Below are 26,418 nucleotides of genomic sequence, written 5' to 3'. Positions count from 1 at the left end.
CGTCGTTTTTGCTTTTCAAGCACCGATCTCACAAACGCCGCAAAACGCGACTTCGGTGCAGGCCGAGTGGAGGTGTCATGGAAGGGGGTAAGCCGGCAGGGAAGCCGGCTTAGGCGCAATGGGCCGTCCCTGGCCCAGTGCGCCTAAGCCGGCTTCCCTGCCGGCTTACCCCCTTCCATGACACCTCCACTCGGCCTGCACCGAAGTCGCGTTTTGCGGCGTTTGTGAGATCGGTGCTTGAAAAGCAAAAACGACGCCAGATCGGATTGCTCTGGTCTAAAAGATCAGTATTGGGCTTACGCGCACTGGGCCAGGGACGGCCCATGGCGCCGTCCCCCTACCGAGCCTGAATCTGGCATGGCACCGCTCTTGCTTATCAAGCGCTCTCACAGGTTCGCCATCGATCATCCGTGTGCAGCACGTTTTGCAGTCGGCTGGTATGATGCGCGGCTTTTTCCAGGCCACAACCGCACCGGGGCAATGCCGCCGGGTGCAGCTGTGCCGCTGGAGTCGAATCATTCACGGCGCAGGCCAGTTCCATCGGAGCCCGAAATGCTGGAAAGGCTGTTTCAACTCAAGGCACACAACACCAACGTGCGCACCGAGCTTCTCGCGGGCGTCACCACCTTCCTGGCCATGGCCTACATCCTCTTCGTCAACCCGAGCATCCTCGGCGAGACCGGCATGGACAAAGGTGCGCTGTTCGTCGCGACCTGCCTGGCAGCGGCCATCGGCTCGGCAGTGATGGGCCTGATCGCCAACTACCCGATCGCCCTGGCGCCGGGCATGGGCCTGAACGCCTTCTTCACCTACACCGTGGTCCTGCACATGGGCCACACCTGGCAAGTGGCGCTGGGCGCGGTGTTCCTCTCGGCGGTGATGTTCTTCGTGCTGTCGATCTTCCGTATCCGCGAGTGGATCATCAACAGCATCCCGCTGGCCCTGCGCTCGGCCATCGCCGCCGGCATCGGCCTGTTCCTGGCACTGATCGCCCTGCAGAACGCCAAGATCGTCGCCGCCAACCCGGCCACCATGCTCGGCCTCGGTGACCTGAAGCAACCAGCGCCGGTACTGGCGACCCTGGGCTTCTTCCTGATCGTCGCCCTGGACCGCCTGAAAGTGCGTGCCGCCGTGCTGATCGGCATCCTGGCGGTGACCCTGGTGTCCATCGTCATGGGCTTCTCGACCTTCCAGGGCGTGGTATCGGCACCGCCGTCGCTGGCCCCGACCTTCCTGCAACTGGACATCAAGGGCGCTCTGGACGTGGGCCTGGTGAGCATCATCTTCGCCTTCCTGTTCGTCGACATCTTCGACAACTCCGGCACCCTGATCGGCGTCGCCAAGCGCGCCGGGCTGATGGGCAAGGACGGCCACATGCCGAAGATGGGCCGCGCGCTGATCGCCGACAGCACCGCCGCCATGGCCGGTTCGCTGCTGGGCACCTCGACCACCACCAGCTACATCGAATCGGCAGCCGGCGTGAGTGCCGGCGGCCGCACTGGCCTGACCGCCATCGTGGTCAGCGTGCTGTTCCTGCTGGCGCTGTTCTTCTCACCGCTGGCCAGCAGCGTACCGGCCTACGCCACGGCGCCAGCGCTGCTGTTCGTCGCGGTGCTGATGACCTCGGGCCTGGCCGAGATCGACTGGGAAGACATCACCGTCTCCGCGCCGGTGGTGGTCACCGCCCTGGCCATGCCATTCACCTACTCCATCGCCAACGGCATCGCCTTTGGCTTCGTTTCCTGGACGGCGATCAAACTGCTCTCGGGGCGCGGGCGCGAGCTGAACGCCGCCCTGGTGGTCCTGTCGGTGCTGTTCGTCATCAAGCTGGGCTGGTTCAACGCATGAGTGTTCCCTTCGACCCGGCGGGCTACGATCAGCAGCTCGCCGAGAAAACCACCCGCCTGCAGACCCTGCTGGCGCCCTTCGACGCACCGGCACCGCAGGTCTTCGACTCACCCCGCGAGCACTACCGGCTGCGCGCCGAGTTCCGCCTGTGGTTCGAGGGCCAGCAGCGCCATTACGCGATGTTCGCCCCCGGTGACAAGCACACGCCTATCCTGCTCGACGGCCTGCCCATCGCCAGCCGCCGTATCAATGAGCTGATGCCGCGTCTGCGCGACGGCTGGCAGGCCAGCCAGGCACTGAGCTACAAGCTGTTCCAGGTGGATTTCCTCACCACCCTGGCCGGCGACGCGATGATCACCCTGTGCTACCACCGACCGCTGGACGACGCCTGGCAGGCTGCCGCCGAGCAACTGGCCGCCGAGCTGCAGGTCAGCCTGATCGGCCGCTCGCGTGGTCAGCGCCTGGTGATCGGCCGCGACTACGTGACCGAAGAGCTGCTGGTCGGCGGGCGCACCTGGCGCTATCGCCAGCCGGAAGGCGCCTTCACCCAGCCCAACGGCACGGTGAACCAGAAGATGCTGGGCTGGGCCCTCGAAGCCATGGGCCAGCGCGATGATGACCTGCTGGAGCTGTATTGCGGCAACGGCAACTTCACCCTGCCCCTGGCCACTCGCGCCCGTCAGGTGCTGGCCACCGAGATCAGCAAGACCTCGGTGAACGCAGCGCTGGCCAACCTGGCCGACAACGCGGTGAACAATGTCACCTTGGTGCGCCTGTCCGCCGAAGAGCTGACCCAGGCCCTCAATGAAGTGCGTCCGTTCCGCCGTCTGCAGGGCGTGGACCTGAAGAGCTACGACTTCGGTACCGTATTCGTCGACCCGCCGCGCGCCGGCATGGACCCGGACACCTGCGAGCTGACCCGCCGCTTCGAGCGCATCCTGTACATCTCTTGCAACCCGGAGACCCTGGCGGCCAACATCGCCCAGTTGCACGACACCCACCGCATCGAGCGCTGCGCGCTGTTCGACCAGTTCCCCTACACCCATCACATGGAATCCGGGGTCCTGCTGGTGCGTCGCTGAACCGGAGCCAGCCGGGAATGCCCATTCCCGGCGGATGCCCCGGCATGGATTAATAGGCAGCTACCTATCATCTGCGGTATAACGGCCATCTGCCTTTATCCTGCGTTCGTGGGTACCTGCCTTGAGTCTTGAATCCTCCTCACCTTCCACCGCCGAAGGGATCTTTCGTCAACCCGGCTTTCTGCCCTTCCTCAGTGCCCGCCTGCTGGCGATGTTCGCCATGCAGATCCAGGCCGTGGTGGTGGCCTGGCAGGTCTACGACCTGACCCGCGATCCGATGGCCCTGGCCTACGCCGGCCTGGCGCAGTTCATCCCCATGCTGTTGTTGCTGATGCCCGCGGGCGACCTGATCGACCGCTTCGACCGCAAGCTGATCCTGATGCTCAGCTGGGCGGCGCAAGCGCTGTGTGGCGTCATCCTGCTGCTGTTTTCCTTCTTCAATCTGCACGACGTGCGCCTGGTGTACGCCGCCCTGGTGTTCTACGGCGCGGCGCGGGCCTTCACCGGCCCGACCATGCAAAGCCTGTTGCCGCAGGTCGTGCCGCGCGATCGACTGGCATCGGCAATCGCGACCAACAGCGTGATCATGCGCTGCTCCACCGTGGCCGGCCCGCTGGTCGGTGGCGGCCTGTATGCCTTCGGCGGCGCCGAGCTGACCTACGCCACCTGCGTAACGGCATTCATCGCTGGCATCCTGCTGCTGCCCCTGGTGCCCACCCCCTATGCCGAAGCCCGGGTCAAGCTCGACGGCAGCGCCTGGCAGCGCTTCACCGCCGGCATTGCGTTCATCCGTTCGCGGCCGATCATCCTCGGCACCATTTCGCTGGACCTGTTCGCCGTGCTGCTGGGCGGCGTGGTGGCCCTGCTGCCGATCTACGCCCATGAAGTGCTGATGCTCGGCCCGCAGGGCCTGGGCGCACTGCGCAGCGCCATGAGCCTGGGCGAGCTGGTCACCGGCATCTACCTGAGCATGCGTCCGCTGGACCGTCATGTGGGCCTGACCATGTTCAGCGCCGTCGCCCTGTTCGGCCTGGCCAACCTGGTGTTCGCCTTGTCCACACTGTTCTGGGTGTCCTTCGCCGCCCTGCTGGTGGCGGGTGCAGCCGACATGGTCAGCGTCTACATCCGCACCACGCTCGTGCAGTTCTCCACCCCGGACACCATGCGTGGCCGGGTCAGTGCGGTGAACATGCTGTTCATCGGCTCTTCCAACGAGCTGGGCGAGTTCCGGGCCGGCACCAGTGCCTCGCTGATCGGCGCCATCCCGGCGGCGATCACCGGCAGCCTGTGCACGCTCGGGGTGGTTGGCCTGTGGATGACCGGCTTCAAGAGCCTGCGCAAGGTCGACCGCTTCGCCGATGCCGCTCCGGCGGGAACTCCCACGACAGCCGAGTGACCGATGGAGTGGCACGCCGCCAATACAGCGGCGAAACTCATTCGGGAATGTGTCGAGGAAAAGTCCGATGCTGTGGAGAAAGGGACGACGTAGCGACAACGTAGTGGATGCACGCGGTGACGGCGGCGGCCGGCGTTTCGGCGGCAAGGGCCTGACCCTGGGCGGGGTGGCGCTGATCGTGGTGTTCGGCCTGCTGACCGGCCAGGACCCGCTGCAGATCCTCGGCCAGATCACCGGGCAACTGCAACAGCCCGCCGCGCCCACGGCGCAGCGCCCGGCCGGTAACGATCAGCAGGTGGATTTCGTGCGCGCCGTGCTTGGCGACACCGAAGACAGCTGGCAGGCGGCATTCAACCAGGCCGGGCGGCAATACCAGGACCCGCAACTGGTGCTGTTCAACGGCCAGGTCAACTCCGCCTGCGGTTTCGCCACCGCTGCCACCGGCCCCTTCTACTGCCCTGCCGACCGCAGGATCTACCTCGACCTGGACTTCTTCCGCGAGATGTCGCAGCGCTTCTCGGCGGCGGGCGACTTCGCCCAGGCCTACGTGATCGCCCATGAAGTCGGCCACCATGTGCAGACCCTGCTGGGCATTTCAGCCAAGGTCCAAGCCGCGCGGCAACGCGGCCAGCGCATGGAAGGCGCCGACGGCCTGCTGGTGCGCCAGGAACTGCAGGCCGACTGCCTGGCCGGGGTCTGGGCGCACAATGCACAAAAGCGTTTGAACTGGCTTGAGCCGGGTGATATTGAAGAAGCCTTGAACGCGGCCAACGCCATTGGCGATGATCGCTTGCAACGTCAGAGCCGCGGCCATGTGGTGCCCGACTCCTTCACCCATGGGACGTCCGCGCAGCGGGTCCGCTGGTTCAAGACCGGCTTCGCCCAGGGCAATATCAACCAATGCGATACCTTCGCCGCCAAGAGCCTGTGAATTCATGATCAAACCGTTGTTGGCCCTGATGTTGAGCAGCACCTTCCTGAGCCTGAGCGCACAGGCCGAGACGCCGCCCGCGAAGTCCCTGGCACCCGACCGGCTGGCCATCAACGGCGGCCAGGCAACCCTAGCGCTGAGCCAGGACTGGGTCCGTCCCAAGCCGCAGATCCAGCGAGCCGTGATCATGGTCCATGGTCGCCAGCGCAATGCGCCCACCTATCTGCGCACCATCGAGCGCGCGGCGAACATCGCCAAGGAGCGCAACCGCACGCTGCTGATCGCCCCGCAGTTCCTCGACGACAAGGACGTGGCGGCGCACCACCTGGGCGACAACATCCTGCGCTGGCATGAAGATGACTGGATGGCCGGCAACCGCTCGCTGGAGGGCAAGGGCATCAGTTCCTTCACGGTGCTGGACCACATCATCCGGCGTCTGAGCGATCCGAAGCTGTTCCCCAACCTCAAGGAAATCGTGGTCGCCGGTCACTCCGGTGGCGCGCAGATGGTGCAGCGCTATGCCGTGCTCGGCGGTCGCGAGGAAGCGCGCCTGAAGCAGGAAAACATCCGCCTGCGCTACGTGGTGGCCACCCCATCGACCTACGCCTGGTTCGACGCACAACGCCCGGTTGCCTCACCCGAGAAGAACTGCCCCGGCTTCAACGACTGGAAATACGGCCTGAACAAACTGCCACCCTACGCCGAGAAGTTCGACAAGGCCGGGCTGGAGAAGGCCTACGTGCAGCGTGATGTGACCTACCTGCTGGCGCTGCAGGACAACGACCCCAACCACCCGGCGCTGGACAAGAGCTGCGCCGCCGAGGCCCAGGGCGCAGACCGCCTGAGCCGTGGGCAGAACTACTTCGACTACCTGACCAAACGCCACCCTGAGGGCCTGAACCAGCGCGTGGTACAGGTGCCCAAGGTCGCTCATAACGGCGATGCGCTGTTCAGCTCGCCCGAAGGCCAGGCGGTCCTCTTCAAGCCGTTGTAAAACGCATCGCGGCTCAAGCCGCTCCTACCCCAGGAGCGGCTTCAGCCGCGAATGACTCACCACTGCAACAGCGCGCGCAACGCAAAACAGTCGGGCAGGTGCCAGTCGCTGTAGTCCGGCCACGGGTTGTCCGGCAGGTTGACCAGCACCGTGCGAGCGCCGGCGGCGCGACCGCAGCTAAGGTCGTGCAGGTGGTCGCCGATCATCACCATGCGCTGTGGCGCGACGTCCCAGGCGTTGGCCAGTTTCAGCAGGCCCGCCGGGTCGGGCTTGGGGGTGGCTTCGTCGCGACCCAGCACGTCTTGCACGGCAAAGCAGTCGGCCACCCCGATGGCGGCCAGGGTGATGTGCGCCAGCTCACGGGCGTTGCGGGTGAGGATGCCCAGGCGATAACCCCGTCCGGCCAGCTCACGAACCAGTTCCACGGCCCCGGCGGCCGGTCGCGAGCCGAGCGCCAGCTCGCGCTCGTGTTCGAGCAGCCAGGCGTGCTTGGCTGCGGCCTCGGCGGCCGGCAGGCTGGCCAGGTGGCCGAGGATGTCGGCCTGCGGCGGAATCTCCAGGGCGCGCTTGATGGCCGGGAAATCATGCACCGGCACGGTCAGCGTGCCGTCCATGTCGAACACCCAGTGACGGATCTCGTGCAGGTTCATGCCCAGTCCTTGCGATGGCGGATCAGACCTTCCTGGCTCACCGAGGCCACCAGCTGCCCGGCGCGGTTATACACGCTGCCGCGCGAGAAGCCGCGCGAGTTGCCGGCCCAGGGGCTGTCCATGGCGTACAGCAGCCAGTCGTCGGCGCGCAGGTCATTGTGGAACCACAGCGAGTGGTCGAGGCTGGCGACCTGCATGTCACGCTGCCAGACGGTCTTGCCATGTGGCAGCAGCGAGGTGGTCAGCAGGTTGAAGTCCGAGGCGTAGGCCAGCAGGTACTTGTGCAGCGCAGGAATGTCCTTGAGCGTGCCGTCGGCGCGGAACCACACATACTTGACCGGCTCGCCGGGCTTGGGATCGTAGGGGTCCTCGGCGGTGACCGGGCGAAACTCGATGGGCTTGGGGCACAGGAACTTGTCGCGCAGCGGCTCGGGAATCAGATGCGCACGGCGGGTCAGCAACTCCAGCTCGCAGGGCAGGTTGTCCGGCCCGACCACCTGGGGCATCGAGGCCTGGTGCTCGAAGCCTGCTTCGTCGTACTGGAACGAGGCGCTGCAGGTGAAGATCGGCTTGCCCTTCTGGATCGCCGTGACCCGTCGGGTGCTGAAGCTGCCACCGTCACGCACCCGGTCGACGTGATAGACCACCGGCAACTGGGCATCGCCGGGGCGCAAAAAGTAGCCGTGCAGCGAATGCACATGGCGGGCATCCTCGACGGTCTGGCTGGCCGCCGACAGCGACTGGCCCAGCACCTGGCCGCCGAACAGCTGGCGGAAACCCAGGTCCTGGCTGCGGCCGCGAAACAGGTTTTCTTCAATGGCTTCCAACGTCAGCAGATCGACCAGGTCTTCCAGCACTCGGCTCATTCACGACTCCTTGCAGCAAAGGGTTTCGCCCGCTCGGTGCGGCGCGCTACGCATGGGACGCACACAGGCAGGCAACTGGCACGAATGATACAAAATCCTTCAGCCTTGCAGGGTCGACAACCATTGCTCGCGGTTGATGCGATACAGCACGTGTGGTTTGAGCGGGTGCCCGTCGGCCACGGCTGGATGCTCGAAATCCCCGGCCGGGTCGGGTTGCATGCCGATGGCCTGCATGACTTTCTGGGAGGGCTGGTTGCTGCGTGCGGTGAAGGAGACGATCTCGTCCAGCCCCAGGCGCTCGAAACCACAACCCAGCGCCGTCCACGCCGCTTCGCTGGCAAAGCCCAGGCCCCAGTGCTCGCGGGCCAGGCGCCAGCCAATCTCCACCGCCGGCGTGAACGGCGCGTCGAACTCCACCACCAGCAGGCCGGTGAAGCCGATGAAGGCACCGGTGTCCTTGCGTTCCAGGGCCCACAGGCCAAAGCCCAGCTCGGCGAAATGGCCGCGCAGGCGACCGATCATCGCCGCGCTCTGCAGACGGGTCATGGGCTCGGGAAAGTAACGCATCACCTGCGGATCGGCGCACATGGCGGCGAACGCGGGCAAATCGTCATCGCGCCACTGGCGCATCAGCAGCCGTGCGCTATCGAGGGTCAGTATCGGCTCCATCCGTCATCTCTCCGGGCCATCTCAAAGGATCGCGCCAGTGTAGCCTGCGATGAATACTGTGCGATGGCAGGCTGAACTGGCACTATCGCGCTTGGACCTCCAAGCTTGCCGAAAATGTCCCTGCCACTGATCTTTCACGACGATTACAGCCCGCCCTTCCCCGCCGACCACCGTTTCCCGATGGACAAGTTCCGCCTGCTGCGCGATCACCTGGTCGACAGCGGCGTGGTGCGTGACGAGCAGCTGCTACGCCCGGCGCTGTGCCCGCCGGATATCCTGGCCCTGGCCCACGACCCGGCGTACATCGCCCGCTTCATGAGTGGCGAGCTGTCGCGCGAAGACCAGCGGCGCCTCGGCCTGCCGTGGAGCGAGCCACTGGCGCGGCGCACCGTGCGTGCCGTCGGCGGCTCGCTGTTGACCGCCGAGCAGGCTCTGCGCCATGGCCTGGCCTGCCATCTGGCCGGTGGCACCCATCACGCCCACTACGACTACCCGGCCGGCTTCTGCATCTTCAACGACCTGGCGATCATCAGCCGCTACCTGCTGGCCAGCGGCCGGGTCGGCCGGGTGTTGATCTTCGACTGCGACGTGCACCAGGGCGACGGCACCGCACGTCTGCTGGCCGACACCGAAGAGGCCATTACCGTCTCGCTGCACTGCGAGAAGAACTTCCCGGCGCGCAAGGCGCAAAGCGATTGGGACATCCCGCTGCCGATGGGCATGGGCGACGCCGACTACCTGCAGGTGGTGGACGAAACGCTCAATTACCTGCTGCCCTTCTACAAGCCGGACCTGGTCTTGTACGACGCCGGGGTGGACGTCCATCAGGACGATGCCCTGGGCTACCTGAAGCTGACCGACCAGGGCCTGGCAGCCCGCGACTGCGCCGTGCTGCATCACTGTCTGGGTCGCGACATTCCGGTCATGGGCGTGATCGGGGGCGGCTACAGCAAGGACCGCCTGGCCCTGGCCAGGCGCCATGGCATCCTGCACCACAGCGCCCGCCAGGTGTGGCTGGAGCGCGGCCTGGGCCCGGCCTGACGGCTCAGGACTTGCTCAGATAGCTTTCGACGATCGCCGAGAAGTCCCGCTTGCCTTCGCCACGCTGGCTCATGGCCTGGAACAGCTGCTGCGCCAGCGCGCCGAGGATCACCGGCTGGTGCGCCTGGCGGGCTGCCTCGGTGGCCAGCCCCAGGTCCTTGAGCATCAGGTCGGCGGCGAAACCACCGGTATAGCCCCGCGCAGCCGGCGCTGTCTCGACGATGCCAGGCCAGGGGTTGTAACTCTGCGAACTCCAGCAACAGCCGGTAGAACTGTTGATGACACCGGCCAGCACCTGGGTATCGATACCGAGGGCGTTGCCCAGCGCCATGGCCTCGGACACGCCGATCATCGAGATCGCCAGCAGCAGGTTGTTGCACAGTTTGGCGACCTGCCCGGTGCCGACCTCACCGCAGTGCACGATATTGCGGCCCATCTGCGCCAGCACCGGCCTGACCTGCTGAAAATGCGCCGCCGAGCCACCGACCATGAAGGTCAGCGTGCCAGCGCTGGCCCCTGCGGTGCCGCCGGACACCGGCGCATCGCCCACCACCACGCCCTGGGCGGCGGCACATGCGGCGATGTCGCGGATGCTCTGGGGGTCGATGGTGCTGCAGTCCAGGGCCGGGGTGCCGGCGGCGATACCGGCCAGCACCCCGTTGGTGTCGAGGAACACGCTGCGCACATGGGCAGCCGCCGGCAGCATGGAGATCACCAGTTCACTGCCCTGGGCGGCATGGGCCGGAGAGTCGCTGGCTTGCCCGCCCAGCGCCGCCAGCTCGGCCACCGCGTCGCGGTCCAGATCGTACAGATGCAGGTAATGCCCGGCCTTGAGCAGGTTGCGGGCCATGGGCGCACCCATGTTGCCCAGGCCGATGAATGCAATCTTCATTGTCGTTCTCCTTGGCAGGCGGCAGCAGGAGGTCTGGCACTGCGCCCTCATGCATTGATTGAAGCTCAGGTAGCGGCATTTCTCGCCTGCCGATGCCGTCGGCATGAACGACATTTTCCGCACAAGCTGTGGATAACTCTGTGCACAGCCTGGTGGAAGCCTGTGACCACGCCCCTGCAGGGCGCTGCGCAGCATTTGCGCAGGCCCACGCGGGCTATTGCGCGCTTTCGCGGGAAAAACTCACCCACAGCACGCCGTGAATTGATCCAAGCCATTGATTCTCAACGATTTAGCTGTGAAGGCACGGTTCTTGAGTTGTACGCCGCGCACCGCACGCATCAGGCGGCCGTTACGGTCCGCCAGCGTCGGCTTCATTTTTCAGGAGTTAAGCATGGCGACACCCGCATACATGTCGGTCACCGGCACCAAACAAGGCCTGATCACTCAGGGCGCCTTCACTGCCGCCTCGGTGGGCAACATCTATCAGGAAGGTCACGAGGACGAGGTGATGGTCCAGGCCTTCGCCCACAAGGTGCTGATTCCCCGCGACACGCAATCCGGCCAGCCCAGCGGCCAGCGCATCCACGAACCGGCCTGCGTCACCAAAGTGTTCGACAAGGCCTCGCCGCTGCTGCTGGCGGCACTGACCAGCGGCGAAGTACTCACCGAGGTGGTCATCAAGTGGTACCGCACCTCTGCCGAGGGCAAGCAGGAGCACTACTACACCACCCGCCTGGAGGACGCGATCATCGTCGACATCCGCGATTACATGCACAACTGCCAGGACCCGAAGAACGCGCAGTTCACTCACCTGCAGGACGTGTACATGAGCTACCGCAAGATCACCTGGACCCACGAGGCCAGCGGCACCTCGGGCAGCGACGACTGGCGCGTACCGGTCGCCGGCTGATCCATTCCCCGGCCACGCCGGCTCGCCTGGGTCAATCCTGGAGCGTCGCCAGGCGCTCCTCTCTGCGCGCAGGCAGCATCCCGGCCGGATACAGCGCCGGCTCGCCGAGGTCCCAGAACAGCCCGGCGGCGGCGCGCAACCCCTGCTCTACGATGCTCTCCAGCAGGTGCTCATCCGGCGCGTGCTGCTTGCAGGAAGGGTAAGAGTGCGGCAGCCACACGGTGGGCAGGCCCAGCACGTCGGCGAAGCAGTGGTTGGGGATGGTGCCGCCCAGGTTGGGCAGGATGCTGACTGGCTGGCCCAGGCTGGCGCCCACCGAGCGGCTGACGAAGCCGACCCAGGGATGCGAGGGGTCGAGCCGCGTCGCCGCGTAACCGCCTTCGACCTGCACCTGCACGTCCTGCAGACCCAGGCGGTCGAAATGCGCACGCAGGTGGCCGGCCAGATTCTGCCAGTCGGTGCCTGGCACGAAACGCAGCTGGCAGACCATCTCGGCGCGGCCCGGAATCGCGCCGATGACCTTCACCGTGCTACCCGCCGACAGCCCCACCACTTCCAGGGTATTGCAGCCGAACAGTTTTTCACCGGTGCTCAAGCCGGGCTCGCCCCAGTTCGGGTCGAGCTGCGGGTCGAAACTTTCGCCGCCCACCGGCAACTCACGCACCAGCTTCGCCACGGCTTCGCTCATCGGTGCCGGCTTGAGGAAGTCCAGCAATAGTTGCCCACTGGCCGACACCAGGCTGGACAGCGCATGGCTGAGCACAATGGCCGGGTTGGTGATGATGCCGCCCCAGTTGCCCGAATGCCGGCTGCCGTTACCGGTGTCCAGCACCAGGCGGAACTGGCAGACACCGCGCGAACCGAGGAACAGCGTGGGCAGGTCATGACGCACCCGCGGGCCGTCCGAGGCCAGGAACAGATCGGCAGCCAGCGCTTGGGCATGCTCGCGGCACGCCTCTTCCAGGCCAGGAGAGCCGACCTCTTCGCTCATCTCGAAGAGCATCTTCAGGTTGAAACCGAGCTTGCCGGCACGCGCCTGCAGCACCGCCTCCAACGCCGCCAGGTTGATGCTGTGCTGGCCTTTGTTATCGGCGGTGCCGCGACCATAGATACGCCCGTCCTTGACGCTGACCTGCCAGGGAGCAGTGCCGTCCTGCCACAGATCGTCCTGGCCGCTGGTGACATCCCCATGGCCATAGCTCAGCAGGGTCGGCAGGGACGCCCCCTCGATGCGCTCGGCCAGCAGCAGCGGCGGCTTGCCGGCCAGAGGGTTGTCGAGCAGCCGGCAGGTAAATCCCAAAGCCTGCAGCACCGGCTGCAGTTCATCGTGCAGATAATCGTGCAGCGCGGCGGCGCATTCAGGGTTCTGGCTTTCGGTGCGCTGTGCCACGCGACGCCCGAGGATGTCCAGGAACGCACCACTGCGGTAGTGCTGGGCGGCCAGTTCGATGGCGTGCTCACGGGTGTGGGCCGAAGAGGTCATAACAGGTTCCTTGCAAAAGGGCGCGGTCGGGTAAGGCACTCGACCAATGATGCGAGGCAGGTTAACGTGGCGCCCTGGCTTGCAACAATTATCAAGTTTTCAATACATCCTTGCCTTATACGCAAACCAGGTTTGCACATTCCTGAAGCAGCACGGGAGCCGGTTCATGCACGATTTGCCTCTGCGTTATTTCCACAGCGTGGCGCGTACCGGTTCGCTGTCGGCGGCGGCCGAAGAACTTCACGTCGCGGTCTCGGCAGTGAGCCGGCAGATCGCCAACCTGGAAGACAGCCTCGGCTTGCAGCTGTTCGAGCGCAAACCGCGCGGCATGCAGCTCACCGAGCCCGGCGAATTGCTGCTGGCCTACGCCAACCGCAACCAGTTGGAAGTGAAGAACGTCATCGCCGAAATGCGCGGCCTCAATACCCTGCAGCAGCAGAAGATCACCCTGGCCTGCCCGGAAGGCATGGCCTGGGAGTTCCTGCCCAGGGTCTGCGCGCAGTTTCGCGGCTTTCATCCAGGCGCCAGCTTCGATCTGCAGGTGGTGGATGCGGCCCGGGCTTCGCATCTGGTCAAGGAAGGCATGGTGGACATTGCCCTGACCTTCAGCCTGACCCCGACCCTGGGCGTGGAAATCTCGCTGAGCTGCAACTCGCCGGTTACTGCGCTGATGCCCGCCAGCCACCCGCTGGCGCGCCAGCCGTCGCTGACGGTACGGCAACTGAGCGCCTACCCGCTGGCCCTGCCCCATGCCGGCTCGACCATCCGTTACCTGTTCGATATCGCCTGCAACCTGCACGGCCTGACCATTCTTCCGGCCTACGCCAGCCATTCGCTGGGCGCCATCTACCATGCGGTGCGCCACTCCAGCGACGTGATCGCCCTGTGCGGCGCGGCCACGGTCAGCGGCACCGCACACCGCGACGACCTGGTACTGGTACCGATGAGCGACCCGCAACTGCGGCAACGCAGCCTGCAGGTGCAGATCATGGCCGGGCGCAAGCTGCCGGTGCTGGTGCGCTACTTCCTGAGCTACCTCGAAGAACAGCTGCTGACGGTGAGCAAACCGGGCAACTGAACCCTCAGCCGCTTCCCGCCGCCACGCCCGGAAAACGGCTTCGACCGCGAACGGCGCTCAGGTCATCCTTACCAGAAGTTCACCGTGTAGGTCAGCGCCAGGCGGTTTTCCTCGTAGCGGCTGGACTCGCGGGTACTCACCCCGATGTTCATCCAGTTGGCCCCGAAGCCCTTCAGCGCACCGCTCTGCACGACATAGCTGAGAATCGAGGTGCGCTCGGTCTCGTGGCTCTGCCGGCCCAGGTTGATGTCGTTGCCTTCCATCCAGCGCGCCATCCATTTCAAGCCAGGCACGCCCAGCGCCGCAAAGTCGTAGTCGTAGCGCACCTGCCAGGAACGCTCGCCCGGCTTGACGAAGCCCAGTGCCGACCAGTTGATCAGATACGGCGCTGGCGCGTAGTCGTTGAAGGTCGGGAAGGTGTCCAGCCCGAGCATGCGCTGGTAGCCCGCGCCAAAGGTGTGGCCGCCCCTGTTGAGGCTGAACATCACCCCATAGGTACGGTTGTCGACCCGACCGGACAGCGCCTTGCCCTCTTCCTCGGTGTTGTAGTAACGCACGTCTGTCTTGAGTGTGAAGCCGCCCCCCAGTGGCATCTTGTGCGCCAGGCCGAGGTAGTGCTGGCGGTAGATGTCTTCCAGTTGCGCGTAGAAGTAGCTGCCCGACAGCTGCGGCGTGAAGGCGTAGGTGGCGCCCGCGAAGTTCAGGCCATCGCTAGATTGCGCCGGGGTGTCGCCCCACAGGTACAGCTCTTCACTGTTGGACGACTCACGGCCGGTGATGCCCCACAGGCGCCCGGCGGTCAGGGTCAGGTCCTTGACCTCCCGCGACTCCAGCACCGCGCCCTGGTAGCGCGTGATCAACTGCCGGGTGGGGTCATAGGAGGCCACCGGCAGGTTCGGTTGTTGGTCACCAATGCGCAGCTCGGTCTTGGAGTAACGCAGCTTGACCGCCACGTTGGCGCGCCCGTAGTCACGTACCGGGCTGCCATCGGTTTGCACGGGCAGCACGCCATCGGGCGAGCGCCCCTTGCCGCCATCGAGCCGGTAGGCGAAATCGGTGCCCAGGTCGAGGCCGAACTGGATCGGGGTGTCGGTGTAGCCCGACTTGAACTGCAGGTCGAAGCCCTGCGACCAGCTGCCGGTGCGCGATTTGGGCGCGTCGGCCTGCTTGAAGTCGCGATCCACGTAGAAGTTGCGCAGCCCCAGGGTCAAGTGGCTGTCATCGAAGAATTGCGCCTGGGCGGAGCCGGATGCACAGAAGCCCACAGTGGCCGCCACGGCACATTTGAATCGTGAATCGAACATATCCCACTCCAGAATCTCAAGTGATTACAGGCCATTGAAAGATCAGGCACGCAGCGGCGCGCGGCCGGCCCGGCATGGGCGGCGACGCACTGCGGTATTGCGGGTGGAACGCTGGATCAGCGCTGGCGAAGCTGTCGCTGAATGGCCAGGAGGGTGATCAGGCTGAGCAGGCCGGTGGCCAGCAGGTAGAAGCTCGGTGCCAGCTTGTTGCCGCTGGTGCCGATCAGCCAGGCCACGAAGAACGGCGTGAAGCTGCCGAAGATCGTGGTGCCGATGTTGTAGCTCAAGGCCATGCCCGTGGCGCGGACCTGGGTGGGGAAGAGTTCGGACATCAGCGCTGGCAGGCCGCCGAAATACACGGCCTTGAGCACGCTCATCCAGAACAGCACGGCCAGCAAGGCGCCGAGGGTCGGGTGTGCAGCGAGCCAGGAGAACGCCGGATAAATGCTGGCGATGAAGATCAGCGCCGCCCAGAACATGATGCGGGTGCGGCCGAACACATCGGACAGGTGGCCGATGAAGGGCGTGAGCAGGGTCAGCACCAGGCCACTGAGCAGCGTGCCGGCAAAACCGATGGAGGCGGTCAGGCCCAGTTGTTTCACGGCATAGGTGGGCATGTAGATGATCACGTAGCTCACCGAGGTCGACAGCACCAGGGCACCGATGGCCAGCAGCATGCGGTACTTGTGACCACGCAACAGCGCACCGGCCGGCGCGTGTTCGGGCTCGCTCTTCTGGAACTCGCTGGCTTCGTCGATGTGGCGGCGGATATACAGGCCGATCGGGCCGATCAGCAGGCCAAACAGAAAGGGAATGCGCCAGCCCCAGGACTCCAGCTGCTCGACCGTCAGGTAGCTGCTCAGCAGCAGGCCAAAGCCTGACGCCAGCAAGCCACTGATACCCTGGCTGGCGAACATGAAGCTGGAGATCAGCCCCTTGCGCTCGGGGGCGTGCTCCACCAGCAAGGCCGTGGCGCTGCCGAACTCGCCACCGGCAGAAAAGCCCTGGATCAAGCGGGCGGCGAAGATGCCGATCGGCGCCAGCAGGCCAATGCTGGCATAGGTGGGCATGACCGCGATCAGGAAGGTGCCCAGCATCATCAGCCAGATCGACACCAGCATGGCCGCCTTGCGACCTACGCGGTCGGCGTAAGAGCCGAGGACTATGGCGCCCAGCGGACGGATCAGGTAGGAAACGGCGAAAGTACCGAGCGCCAGCAGCAGCGATACGGTTTCGTCGCTGGTAGGAAAGAACAGCTTGGAAATGGTCATGGCGAAAAAGCCATAGACGATCAGGTCGAACCACTCCAGGGCGTTGCCAATGGATGAGGCGATGACCAGCTTGTACAGCTTGCTCCTGGGCATACGTCCCGCCACAGCTGATGTCGTCATCTGCGCAGTTGTCATTCAAGGTTCTCCGGCTTCTTGTAAGGGCGGGGTCTTCAGCCCCGCCTCGGGCTGGCGGTGTGTCAACCTTGAAGCGATGGTAGGGAGGTCCTACCTTTCCCACAATTATGCATTTCAGAAGCAAACCTTGCCGTGGCAGCAAAGCCGGAGCGCAACATTTTGCATCGTTGAGCGGATTTGGTGCCTGGCCGTGCAGGCGGAAAAACGGCCAGGCCTCGGGCTAGAGACAATACGGGTCAGTTAGACCGTTGGAGCGAGCTTGCTCGCGATGGCTGCGTCACGTTCACAACAGATGCATGAGCTTTGCCGGCCTCTTCGCGAGCAAGCTCGCTCCAACAAAAGTCAGATCGTCCCTAACTGACCCGTATTGAGGCTAGAGAGCCAGCATCAACCCCGACAAGCGCTTGACCTTGCGCTGTACCGCCTGCTCGAACACACCCTGGCGGGGTTCGATAAGGCTGAACCAGCGCCGCGCCCGGGTGATGCCGGTGTAGATCAGCTCCTTGGTCAGCACCGGATTCAAGGCTTCGGGCAAGATCAACGCGGTGTGCGCGAACTCCGAGCCTTGGGATTTGTGCACCGTCATGGCGTAGACGGTTTCGACGTCATTGAGCCGGCTGGGCAGAATCAGCCGCACCCCACCGCTGCCATCGTTACGCGCGAAGGCCACGCGCAGCACCTGGCGGCTGTCGCCTTCTCGTTCCGGAACGCGCAGGGCGATGCCGATGTCGCCGTTCATCAGACCCAGGCCGTAGTCGTTGCGAGTCATCAGTACAGGCCGCCCCTCATACCACTGTTCGCCATCGATCAGCCCGGCATTGAACAACGCCGCCGTGATGCGCTGGTTGAGCCCCTCGACACCCCAAGGTCCTTTGCGCACCGCGCAGAGCAGCTGGAATTCGTCGAATGCCTGCAGCACCTCACGGGCCCAGACCGTCCAGCAGGGGTCAGAGAGATCGGTGCCCGCTGCCGGTCGCTGCACCGCCAGCAAGTCCAGGTAGTGGCGGTAGCCCTGGGGGCGCTCGCCTTCCAGGCCGTGCCCGTCAAGCACCAGGCGCTCCAGGCTGCCATCGGGCTGGTTGTCCAGGCGGCACAGGTAGAGGTCGGAATGACTGTTGGCCGCCAGCAGCTCGCGGGCCTTGCCGGCCTGCTGCTGGTTGACCAACCTGGCCAGCTGGCCGATGCCACTGCCCTGGCCGAAGCGTCGTGAGTGCCGCAGCATCACCACCTGCTGGGCCAGCGCATGCCGGGTGGCATCACCTTCCTGCAGGCCGCTGGCGGCGAGGTTTTCGCCGCTCACCGACTCCAGCCAGGCGCGGGTCTGCGGGCTGTACAGGCCAACCTCGGCGTCGCGGCACAGGTCACCCAGCACGGCGCCGGCCTCCACCGAAGCCAGCTGGTCCTTGTCGCCCAGCAGCACCATGCGGGCGTGGGGCGGCAAGGCATCGAGCAGGTTGGCCATCATTTCCAGGTCGATCATCGAGGCTTCGTCGACCACCAGCACATCCAGTTGCAACGGGTTGCCCGCGTGATGGCGGAAGTGCCGGGTGCCGGGGCGGCTGCCCAGCAGGCGATGCACGGTGGTGACCTCACTGGGGATCTTGTCGCGCACGGATTCATCGACGCTCAGTTGGCGTACTTGCTGGCTGATGGACTCGGTCAGCCGCGCTGCCGCCTTGCCGGTGGGTGCCGCGAGGCGAATACGCAGCGGCTGGCCGCTTTCCACGGCCGGTGCCTGCAACAACGCCAGCAGGCGCACCACCGTGGTGGTCTTGCCGGTGCCTGGCCCGCCGGTGATGATGCTGAACGCGCGGCGGGTGGCCAGGGCGCAGGCCAGCTTCTGCCAGTCGATCTGTTCGGTGGGCTGGCCGAACAGCGCATCCAGGCGCTGGCGCAGATCGGCTGGCGGCTCTTGCGCTTGCCCCAGGCGCCGGTGCAGCACCGCGTCGATGCGCCGCTCGTAATTCCAGTAGCGGCGCAGGTACAGGCGCCGCTCGGCGAGGACCAAGGGCCGGCGCTGCTGCTCGGGGTCAGGGGTCTGCGCCGCCGCCACCAGCGGGCTGTCGGCCAGCACCTGGCACCAGGCCGCGCCATCGAGCCCGCCCAGCAACTGCGAGGGCAACAGCATCGGGCCACTCTGCAGATCACCTTCCGGCGGCAGTGACAGGGCGAAGTCCGGCTTATCAAGCGTCTCGAACAGGTCCAGGCATACATGCCCGTGCCCCAGTTGGTGGCTGGTCAGTGCGGCGGCCAGCAGCACGCGCGGATCGGCCGACGGGTCAAGGCTGGCCAGAAAGGCCACGAAAGCCCGGTCCAGGGCACGCAGCCAGCCCCGCTCGGTCCAGCGGTCGAGCAGGCTCAGCAAGTCGTCGACGCGGGCCAGCGGTGCCAGGTGGCTCAAGCCATCGGCCTGCAAGGGCGTCGGCAACAGGTGGGCAAGGGTACGGCTCATGCGGGTTCTCCTGCGCGCTGCGGCATCGGCAAGCGGCCCTGGAACAACAGGTCAAGGTCTTCGATCAGTTCACGCGGCGGGCGGGCATGGAACACGCCCTGCCCCGGCGCACGGCTGCCACGCAGGAACAGGTACAACGCGCCGCCCATGTGGCGGTCGTAGTCGTAGTCGGCCAGGCGCGCCTTGAGCTGGCGATGCAAGGCCAGCAGGTAAAGCACGTACTGCAGGTCGTAGCGGTGTTCGAGGATCGCGGTTTCCATGGCCTGCGGGGCATAGGCGCTGTCGTCCGCACCCAGCCAGTTGGATTTGTAGTCGGCCACGTAATAGCGGCCGTCATGCTCGAAGGTCAGGTCGATGAAGCCCTTGAACATGCCGTTGAGGGCGGCCGTCTGCACGGCCGGGCGTGGTGCATTGGCGTGGGTGTGCTGGCGCACCAGGCTATCCAGGCGCTGTACGTCGACGCGGTGGCTGGCGAACCAGAACTCCATTTCCACCCGGTACTGGTTGGGCTGGTCGAGGTCGCACAAGGCCACCGGTGGTGTCTGCGGCCCCAGCGGCAGGGGCATGCCCAGCAGGTCGACCAGCCAGTCGCCCAGCGGCGTGATCCAGGCGCTCCAGCCGCGTCGCTCACAGCGCTTGGCCACGGTCTGGAGCAGACCGTTAGGGGTTCGCTGCGGGTCCGCCGCCACCTCGGCGAAGCCTTCTCTGCCCGCCCACTCCAACAGGCCGTGCAGGAAGGTGCCGGGGTTGGGGCCGCGAGGAAAGCGGTGGATGTCGCTGACGCCGGGCACCGGCTCGCGGGCGGCCTGAGGGTCGGGGCGGTCGTCATCGAAGAGCTTTTGCGCCAGCGGCGTGTCCGGTGCGCTGTCACTGCCGGCGACCATGCCATCGCCCAGGCGCAGGGCACTGTACGAAGCGATCCACCAGTGCTCCGCCGCCTTGCGCCGCGCACTGAGCGCCTTGATCGGCCCGCTCTGCACGCGCACGGGCGTGAAGGGCTCGTCGTTGGCCTGGGGCAGTGGTTGCACGGAAATCGCACGGCTGGGCGCGGCCAGGGCCAGCAGCCACTCGTCGAGTTCCTGGCTGTCACGCAGCGGCGCTCCGCCGCCGAGCAGGTAGCCCAGCGCCGAGCGGTGCAACTGCGAGAGCTTGCTCGCGCCGCGCTTGAGGTCAGCCACCCCCAGCCAGCAGGCATGCACCGAACGGGTCAGGGCCACGTAGAGCAGCCGCAGGTCTTCGGCCAGACGCTCGTCGTCGGCACGCTTGACCAGTTCTGCGGTGGCTTGCAGGCTGAAATGCAGCCGGCCTTCATCATCGTGGAATTGCAACGGCAAGCGGCTGCCGTCCACCGGTTTGCTGGAACAGATGAACGGCAGGAACACCAAGGGGTATTCCAGGCCCTTGGATTTGTGGATGGTGACCACCTTGACCAGTTGCTCGTCGCTTTCCAGACGCAAAATCTGCTCTTCGCCGGTCTGCCCGCCCAAGGCCAGTTGCTCGGTCAGGTAACGCACCAGTGCCTGCTCGCCATCCAGCTCGCCAGAGGCCTGCTGCAACAGCTCGGACAGGTGCAGCAGGTTGGTCAGTACGCGTTCGCCGTCGCTGCGGGCCATGAGCGTCTGCGGCAGGCCGAAGTCGTGCAGCAGGCGGCGCAGCATCGGCAGCACGCCCTGCTGGCGCCACAGCATGCGCAGGCCACGGAACTGCATGACACGCCGTTCCCAGGCCAGTTCGTCGTGGTTGAGGCGTTCCAGCTCGGCCAGCGGCAAGGCCAGGGTGATGCTCGCCAGCGCAGCGCGCAGCACTCGCTCGGCGTCCGGCTCGACACAGGCCTTGAGCCAGGCCAGCAGGTCGTGGGCCTCTTGGGCGGCGAACACCGAGTCTTTGTCCGACAGGTATACGCTGCGGACGTTGCGCGCTGCCAGCGCAGCCCTGATGGCCTGGGCCTCCTGGCCGTCGCGCACCAGGATGGCGATGTCGGCCGGCAGCACACCGCGCAGTGCTTCGCCGGGGCGGACAAAACCTGCGGTGCCCTGCTGGCCGCCGCTGAGCAACGCGACGATGGCACTGGCACAGGCCGCCGCCAGTTGCTGGCGATAGGCGGCGCCGGACACCGGTTCGTCACCCGCCCAGTGCCAGACCGTCAAGGCGTGGAGCGGCTGACCCTGCACCTCCAGACGCTCCTTGCGACCCTGAGCCAAAACCGGGCTGAACGGCACCGGGTTGTCGCCCTGCTCGCGAAACAGAAAGGCACCACGGCCCTGTTCTCGGGTTTCGGCGTGCAGGAACACCTGGTTGGCGGCTTCGACCATCGCCGTACTGGAGCGGAAGTTGGTATCCAGCGTGTGCCAGCGGCCAGCAGTGGCGCGGCGGGCGCGCAGGTAGGTATGAATGTCGGCGCCACGGAAGGCGTAGATCGCCTGCTTGGGGTCGCCGATGAGGAACAGGCCGGTATGCGGGTCGTTGTCCTCCAGGCGATAGATGCTGTCGAAGATACGGTACTGGACCGGGTCGGTGTCCTGGAATTCGTCGATCAGCGCGACCGGAAACTGCTCGCGAATCAGACTGGCCAGGCGCTCGCCAGCGGCACCGGTCAGGGCGCTGTCCAGGCGCAACAGCATGTCGTCGAAGCCCATCTCGGCGCGGCGACGCTTTTCGCTTTCGAAGCGTGCGCCCACCCAACGCGCCGCATGCTGCAGCAACTCGACATCGGGGCTGGGCAGGTTGTCCAGCGCGTCCTTGAGGCTTCGCATGGCGTCGAAGGCCGGGTGTACCGGAGGCTCGGCCTTCCAGGCATCAGCGATGCCGTCCGGAGTCAGGCGGGTGAAGCCGGTCCCCAGTTCCAGCTGCTCCTGGGCGGGGTCGGCCGCCCAAGTCGCGAGTTTTTCCAACCAGGGCCGGTAGTAGTTCTCGCGAATCTTGTTGCCATTGACCTGCTTGGCCGCCACCGCCGCCTGGAACAGCTCGAACAGCTGCGGCACCCAGTCGACCCAGGGCGCCTTGAGCGCCTGCAAGGCGGCCTGCCGGCGCTCCAGTGCCTCGTCGATCAACTGCGCCGGATCCTGTTCCAGCGGTTTGAGTTCGCGGCCGAACAGGCCACGTACGCGTCGCAGCAGCGCATCCGGCCCACCCCAGTTTTCCCGTACCCACGCCAGGGATGCCCCGCTCATGGGGTAGCAGAAGCGTCGCCAGTAATCGCGCAGCACTTCTCCCAGCAGTTCGCTGTGGTCGGTTTCCAGGCTCTGGGTGAACAGGCTGCCGCTGTCGAAGGCGTGTTCGCGCAGCATGCGCTGGCACCAGCTGTGGATGGTCGACACCGCCGCTTCGTCCATCCATTGCGCGGCGATGTCCAGGCGACTGGCGCACGCGGCCCATTGCTCGGGCGCGAAGTCATCGCGCAGTTCGGCGATCAGCGTATCGGGAGCGGCGATTTCGTCGCGGAAGAAGCGCGCCGCTTCCGCCAGGCGCGTACGAATGCGGTCGCGCAGCTCCTTGGTGGCGGCGTCGGTGAAGGTCACCACGAGGATCTGTGGCGGCAGCAGCTCACGACCAAAGCCGCTGGACTCATCGCCATGCCCCAGCACCAGGCGCAGGTAGAGCGCGGAAATGGTGAAGGTCTTGCCAGTGCCGGCGCTGGCTTCGATGAGCTGGCTGCCGCGCAGCGGAAAACGCAGTGCCAAGGGACGAGAGGCCGCTGAGGTATTCATTGTCCCGCCTCCTCGCCCTGCCAGGGCGCGTCGAACATCGGCTTATAGAGGGCTTCGCACCAGCCGGCAAAGCTTTCGCTGTCTTGCAGGGCGTCGAAGTCCGGGTACTGACGCAGCAGGGCAATGCTTTCGGCCCGTTCTCCCTGGGTGTTCTGGCCATCACCGTCATAGGCCTTGCGTGCCGCGGCCTCGGCCTTGAGCGGATCGCCGGCCTGCGACAGCCAGGCAAAGGCGGTCTTGGGGGCGACCGGCAATGGATGCTGCATACCGTTCAGCCAGCCGCTGAGCAGGTACTGCAGATCGCGGCGCGCGTCTGCCTCGGGCAGCGGCGGCAACAGCAGGGTTTCATCGCTGGCCACCAGCGCGGTGGTCAGCGGCAGGCCACAGGCTGAGGCGGTGAGGTGGTTGACCCAGGGACGGATCAGGCGATGCCACTTGCGGGTCTTCTTCGAGCCGATGCCATTGGGCACGGCGCTGACCGCGAGCATCTGCCCTTCGGCATTGCGGTGCAGGCCACCCAGCCAGCCTTCGAGCTGCATGCCACGGTACTCGAAGCTCACCGGCAAGGCGCTATGCAGCGGCTCCGGCCAGCGCGTCAACAGTGCCTGGTAGCGTTGCAGCACACTGGGCAACGGCTCGATCAGCTCCGCTTGCAGAGCGGTACCGAACCCGGCCATCGGCAGCAGCCCGCTGCCTTGCAGACGCCGGGCCTGGGCCTGCATGGCGGCCTCGCTGGCCTGCGGGTCGAGCATCGCCGCCATCAGCAGGCTTTCACTCACGCCGTAGCGCTGCAAGGCGTCGAGCACGAAAGGCTCTTCGTCGGCCAGTGGCGCTTCGGCCTGCTCGAAGAAAATTTTCAGGCGCTGGGTGTAGAAATGCCTGACCGGATTGCGCAAAAAGTCCTGCAACAGGTTCAGGCCCAAGGGCTCCAGCGGCTGGTGGGGCGGCAGAGGGTGCGCATCGATAGCCGGCGGCACCGCTTCATGCAGCGCTTCCCACTCATGAGCGAAGCTGAAGTAGCCCGAGCCTTGGGTGAAATAGCGGGCGCTGAAGGGTTGCAGCGGGTGCGCCAGGGTCAAGGCATCGAGCAGCGCCTGGCCCGATTCGGACTCGACTCCGGCCAGCCGCCAACCGCTGGCCAGGTGATCACGCAACTGGCCAATCAGTACCGAAGCCGGACGCTCGCTGTTGTCGCGAATGCTGTGGCCGACCCAGCTGACATACAACTGGTCACGGGCCGACAGCAGCGCTTCGAGCAGCAGGTAACGGTCATCCTCGCGCCGCGAACGGTCGCCGGGGCGGTAGTCGCTGCCCATCAGGTCGAAGTCCAGTGGCGCTTGCGCACGCGGGTAGTCACCATCGTTCATGCCCAGCAGACACACCACCTTGAAGGGAATGGCGCGCATCGGCATCAGCGTGCAGAAGTTCACCGCACCGGCCAGAAAGCGCTGCGACAGGCGGCCCTGGTCGAGCCCGGCCAGCCAGGCTTCACGCACCACGGTCAACGGCAGGGCATCGACCAGACCGACGACTTCGCAGGTCTGCAACCATTGCTCGCGCAGGTTCTCCAACTGCACCAGCAGGTAGTCGTCGTGCTCGCTTTCAGCCTGAAAGAATACCCGCAGCAGATTCTGCAGGCGCAGGCCCCACTCCTGTGGGGTGGCGGCGGTTTTAAGTTCCGCGTGGGCGATGTCGAGTGCGTCGATCAGCGCAACCAGCGGGCCGATCAGCGCAGCGTCCAGCCCGCCAATCTCGTCATAGGGTTCGATGCCGTCATAGGCCTCGGCACTGCCCACCGCATAGCCCAGCAACATGCGCCGCAGGCCGAACTTCCAGCTGTTCTGTTCCAGGGCCTCCGGCAAACCGAGCCCGGCACGCTGCCGGGCGTCCAGTCCCCAGCGGATGCCAGCGCCTTCGATCCAGCGATGCAGGGTCGGCAGGTCGCTTTCCTGAATGCCGAAGCGCGCACGCAAGGCCGGAACATCCAGCAGGTCGAGGATCTCACTGACCGGAAAGCGGCTGTCCGGGAGCTTGAGCAGGTGCTCCACGGCAATCAGCAGCGGCTCGCGACCGCGCTGACCTTGGTCGGCCAGGGTGAAGGGAATGAAGCGTTTGTCATCGCGGTCGATCTGCCCGAACACCGCGCGAATGTGCGGGGCGTAGCTGTCGATGTCAGGGACCATGACGATGATGTCACGGGGACGCAGTTCGGGGTCGCGACTGAACCGCGCGAGCAACTGGTCATGAAGGATTTCCACCTCGCGCTGGGCACTGTGCGCCACATGGAAGCGGATCGAACGATCCTGCAAAGGATCCACGGCAGGCCATAGCTCGCGGGTCTCGTCGAGCGGACGCAATTCGAGGATGTCGTCCTGCAACTGGCTGAGCAAATTCCGGGGTTCGCTGTCGCTGAACAGGTCGATGCGTTCATCCTTGAAGCAGAAGCGGTAGCTGTGCGGGTTGTCGTGACTGTCGAGCAGATTGATGTAATCACGCCCCTGCTTGCCCCAGGCAGCCAGCAGAGGGTGGGCATGCTGATGCAGCGCTTCGGGATCGAGCACCTGGGGCATGCCTTGCTTGCGGGCCTGGCGTTTGTACTGGTGCCGCAGCAGGTCCTTGTCGGCCACGATGTCGGCCCAGTAGTGGCGACACGGGTTGTGTACACACAGCAGCACCTGGCTGAAGCGCGCCAGACCGGCCAATGCCTCCAGCGTCTGGGCCGGCAGCGAGGAAATGCCGAAGACGATGACCCGCGATGGCAGGCCCGCCGGTGCCTGGCCCAGGCCCTGAATGCATTCCATGAAGCGTTGATGCACGCCGGCGCGGCTCTGCGCCATGCCTTCGGCACCGACATCGTGCAACAGCGCACGCCACAACTCCGCCTGCCAGATGTTGGCCGGGTTCAATGGACGGACTTCACCGCGTACGGAGCGTAATTGGTGACGCCCCGCCGCCCAGTCTTCCAGCCAGTCAGCACGGTACACCTGGTACTGGTCGAACAGGTCGGCCAGGCGTTCGGACAGCTGGTAGCGCTTGCGCAGATCGGTGTCGTCGGTAAGGAAGCGTTGCAGGGGTTCGAAATGCGGGCGTTCGAGCAGCGCCGGCAACAGACGCATCAGACGCCAGGTCAGCGGCGCCTTGTCCAGCAGCGAGGTGGCGGGAATCTCTTCACGTCCCAGGACAGTACGGTACAACTGCCACATGAAACTGCCGGGCAATTGCACGTCGATGGCGGCGGCAATGCCACAACCGCCCATGTCATCGTCTTCGGTGTCTTCGGCCAGTGCCAGCTTGAGCCATTGGGCAATACCGTTGCTCTGCACCAGGGCGATTTCATTCTCCAACGGCGCCAAGGGGTAGCGACGCATCCAGGAAACGACCAGGCTGCGCAACTCATCCGGCCTGTTGCCATGAACCACCATGAAACCGGCGTTCAATGAGGTCGTATACGGCATTAGGGCTTCCTTGGCTCGTGGGAAATACTCAAGGGCGCACCATAAGGGCTGCGCAGGCGGGCGTCCAGATGGAGCCAATGCGGGTCTGATGTTTTCCCGGCGCAAAAGCAAAACCCCTGACCGCAGTGCGATCAGGGGTTTTGGTGTTTAATCTTGACGATGACCTACTCTCACATGGGGAAGCCCCACACTACCATCGGCGATGTGTCGTTTCACTGCTGAGTTCGGGATGGGATCAGGTGGTTCCAACACTC

General features: G+C 65.4%; 18 protein-coding genes and 1 rRNA gene. 8 read left to right on the top strand and 11 right to left on the bottom strand.

Features of this window, described 5'->3' with window-relative positions:
• Nucleotides 1-552: 552 nt before the first annotated feature.
• The 5 genes from QZ497_RS15840 to QZ497_RS15820 all read left to right on the top strand — a co-directional run bounded on the left by QZ497_RS15840 (nt 553) and on the right by QZ497_RS15820 (nt 6,251).
• Nucleotides 553-1,848: an NCS2 family permease gene (locus tag QZ497_RS15840; protein ID WP_295476676.1), complete on the top strand. Its 1,296-nt coding sequence runs from the start codon at nt 553-555 to the stop codon at nt 1,846-1,848.
• Nucleotides 1,845-2,930 (top strand): tRNA (uridine(54)-C5)-methyltransferase TrmA, encoded by a 1,086-nt coding sequence (trmA, locus tag QZ497_RS15835; protein WP_295476675.1) that lies wholly within the window; start codon nt 1,845-1,847, stop codon nt 2,928-2,930. Before QZ497_RS15840 ends, trmA begins: the two co-directional genes overlap by 4 nt.
• Nucleotides 2,931-3,051: 121 nt before the next feature.
• Complete coding sequence (locus QZ497_RS15830) at nt 3,052-4,326, top strand: MFS transporter (protein ID WP_295476674.1); 1,275 nt, start codon at nt 3,052-3,054, stop codon at nt 4,324-4,326.
• Nucleotides 4,327-4,393: 67 nt separating this feature from the next.
• A complete protein-coding gene (locus QZ497_RS15825; RefSeq protein ID WP_295476673.1) occupies nt 4,394-5,257 on the top strand; it encodes a neutral zinc metallopeptidase in 864 nt (287 codons plus the stop codon).
• A 4-nt stretch (nt 5,258-5,261) separates the two neighbouring features.
• On the top strand, nt 5,262-6,251 hold the full coding sequence (locus QZ497_RS15820; protein ID WP_295476672.1) for an alpha/beta hydrolase: 990 nt from the start codon (nt 5,262-5,264) through the stop codon (nt 6,249-6,251).
• Between the two features lie 56 nt (nt 6,252-6,307).
• On the opposite strand, the gene QZ497_RS15815 is transcribed toward QZ497_RS15820, so the two are convergent.
• The 3 genes from QZ497_RS15815 to QZ497_RS15805 all read right to left on the bottom strand — a co-directional run bounded on the left by QZ497_RS15815 (nt 6,308) and on the right by QZ497_RS15805 (nt 8,436).
• Nucleotides 6,308-6,901 (bottom strand): HAD family hydrolase, encoded by a 594-nt coding sequence (locus QZ497_RS15815; RefSeq protein WP_295476671.1) that lies wholly within the window; start codon nt 6,899-6,901, stop codon nt 6,308-6,310.
• Nucleotides 6,898-7,767 (bottom strand): acyl-CoA thioesterase II, encoded by an 870-nt coding sequence (gene tesB / locus QZ497_RS15810; protein WP_295476670.1) that lies wholly within the window; start codon nt 7,765-7,767, stop codon nt 6,898-6,900. The genes QZ497_RS15815 and tesB overlap by 4 nt, the downstream gene beginning before the upstream one ends.
• 99 nt (nt 7,768-7,866) lie before the next feature.
• Entirely contained in the window at nt 7,867-8,436 is a 570-nt protein-coding gene (locus tag QZ497_RS15805; protein ID WP_295476669.1) for a GNAT family N-acetyltransferase, read from the bottom strand.
• Nucleotides 8,437-8,550: 114 nt separating this feature from the next.
• Between QZ497_RS15805 and QZ497_RS15800 the strand changes: the two genes are divergently transcribed.
• Nucleotides 8,551-9,477: a histone deacetylase gene (locus QZ497_RS15800; protein ID WP_295476668.1), complete on the top strand. Its 927-nt coding sequence runs from the start codon at nt 8,551-8,553 to the stop codon at nt 9,475-9,477.
• 4 nt (nt 9,478-9,481) lie between these two features.
• Here the strand turns inward: QZ497_RS15800 and mmsB are convergent, their stop codons facing one another.
• Nucleotides 9,482-10,369, bottom strand: a complete 888-nt coding sequence (mmsB, locus tag QZ497_RS15795) for a 3-hydroxyisobutyrate dehydrogenase (protein ID WP_295476667.1) — start codon at nt 10,367-10,369, stop codon at nt 9,482-9,484.
• 391 nt (nt 10,370-10,760) lie between these two features.
• On the opposite strand from mmsB, the gene QZ497_RS15790 reads away from it, so the two are divergent.
• On the top strand, nt 10,761-11,279 hold the full coding sequence (locus tag QZ497_RS15790) for an Hcp family type VI secretion system effector (protein ID WP_295476666.1): 519 nt from the start codon (nt 10,761-10,763) through the stop codon (nt 11,277-11,279).
• Between the two features lie 31 nt (nt 11,280-11,310).
• On the opposite strand, the gene QZ497_RS15785 is transcribed toward QZ497_RS15790, so the two are convergent.
• Nucleotides 11,311-12,762, bottom strand: coding sequence for a M20 family metallopeptidase (locus QZ497_RS15785; protein WP_295476665.1), 1,452 nt, complete (start codon nt 12,760-12,762; stop codon nt 11,311-11,313).
• Nucleotides 12,763-12,928: 166 nt separating this feature from the next.
• Between QZ497_RS15785 and QZ497_RS15780 the strand changes: the two genes are divergently transcribed.
• Nucleotides 12,929-13,840, top strand: coding sequence for a LysR family transcriptional regulator (locus QZ497_RS15780; RefSeq protein ID WP_295476664.1), 912 nt, complete (start codon nt 12,929-12,931; stop codon nt 13,838-13,840).
• A gap of 68 nt (nt 13,841-13,908) precedes the next feature.
• Here the strand turns inward: QZ497_RS15780 and QZ497_RS15775 are convergent, their stop codons facing one another.
• From QZ497_RS15775 to rrf, 6 genes are all read right to left on the bottom strand, one after another.
• Nucleotides 13,909-15,144 (bottom strand): OprD family porin, encoded by a 1,236-nt coding sequence (locus QZ497_RS15775; RefSeq protein ID WP_295476663.1) that lies wholly within the window; start codon nt 15,142-15,144, stop codon nt 13,909-13,911.
• Between the two features lie 116 nt (nt 15,145-15,260).
• Nucleotides 15,261-16,508 carry an MFS transporter gene (locus QZ497_RS15770; RefSeq protein WP_295476662.1) on the bottom strand — a complete coding sequence of 416 codons (1,248 nt, stop codon included), beginning with the start codon at nt 16,506-16,508 and terminating at the stop codon, nt 15,261-15,263.
• A 415-nt stretch (nt 16,509-16,923) separates the two neighbouring features.
• Entirely contained in the window at nt 16,924-19,002 is a 2,079-nt protein-coding gene (gene recD, locus QZ497_RS15765) for an exodeoxyribonuclease V subunit alpha (protein ID WP_295476661.1), read from the bottom strand.
• Entirely contained in the window at nt 18,999-22,709 is a 3,711-nt protein-coding gene (gene recB / locus QZ497_RS15760) for an exodeoxyribonuclease V subunit beta (RefSeq protein WP_295476660.1), read from the bottom strand. The genes recD and recB overlap by 4 nt, the downstream gene beginning before the upstream one ends.
• A complete protein-coding gene (recC, locus tag QZ497_RS15755) occupies nt 22,706-26,164 on the bottom strand; it encodes an exodeoxyribonuclease V subunit gamma (protein ID WP_295476659.1) in 3,459 nt (1,152 codons plus the stop codon). Before recC ends, recB begins: the two co-directional genes overlap by 4 nt.
• A gap of 151 nt (nt 26,165-26,315) precedes the next feature.
• Nucleotides 26,316-26,418: ribosomal RNA gene (gene rrf / locus QZ497_RS15750) — 5S ribosomal RNA — on the bottom strand; the annotation flags it as partial.

The organism is uncultured Pseudomonas sp., from assembly GCF_913777995.1.
In the GTDB taxonomy this organism is placed as follows: domain Bacteria; phylum Pseudomonadota; class Gammaproteobacteria; order Pseudomonadales; family Pseudomonadaceae; genus Aquipseudomonas.
Note: the sequence above shows the minus strand (reverse complement) of the source record. Positions and strands in the feature narration are given on the sequence as shown.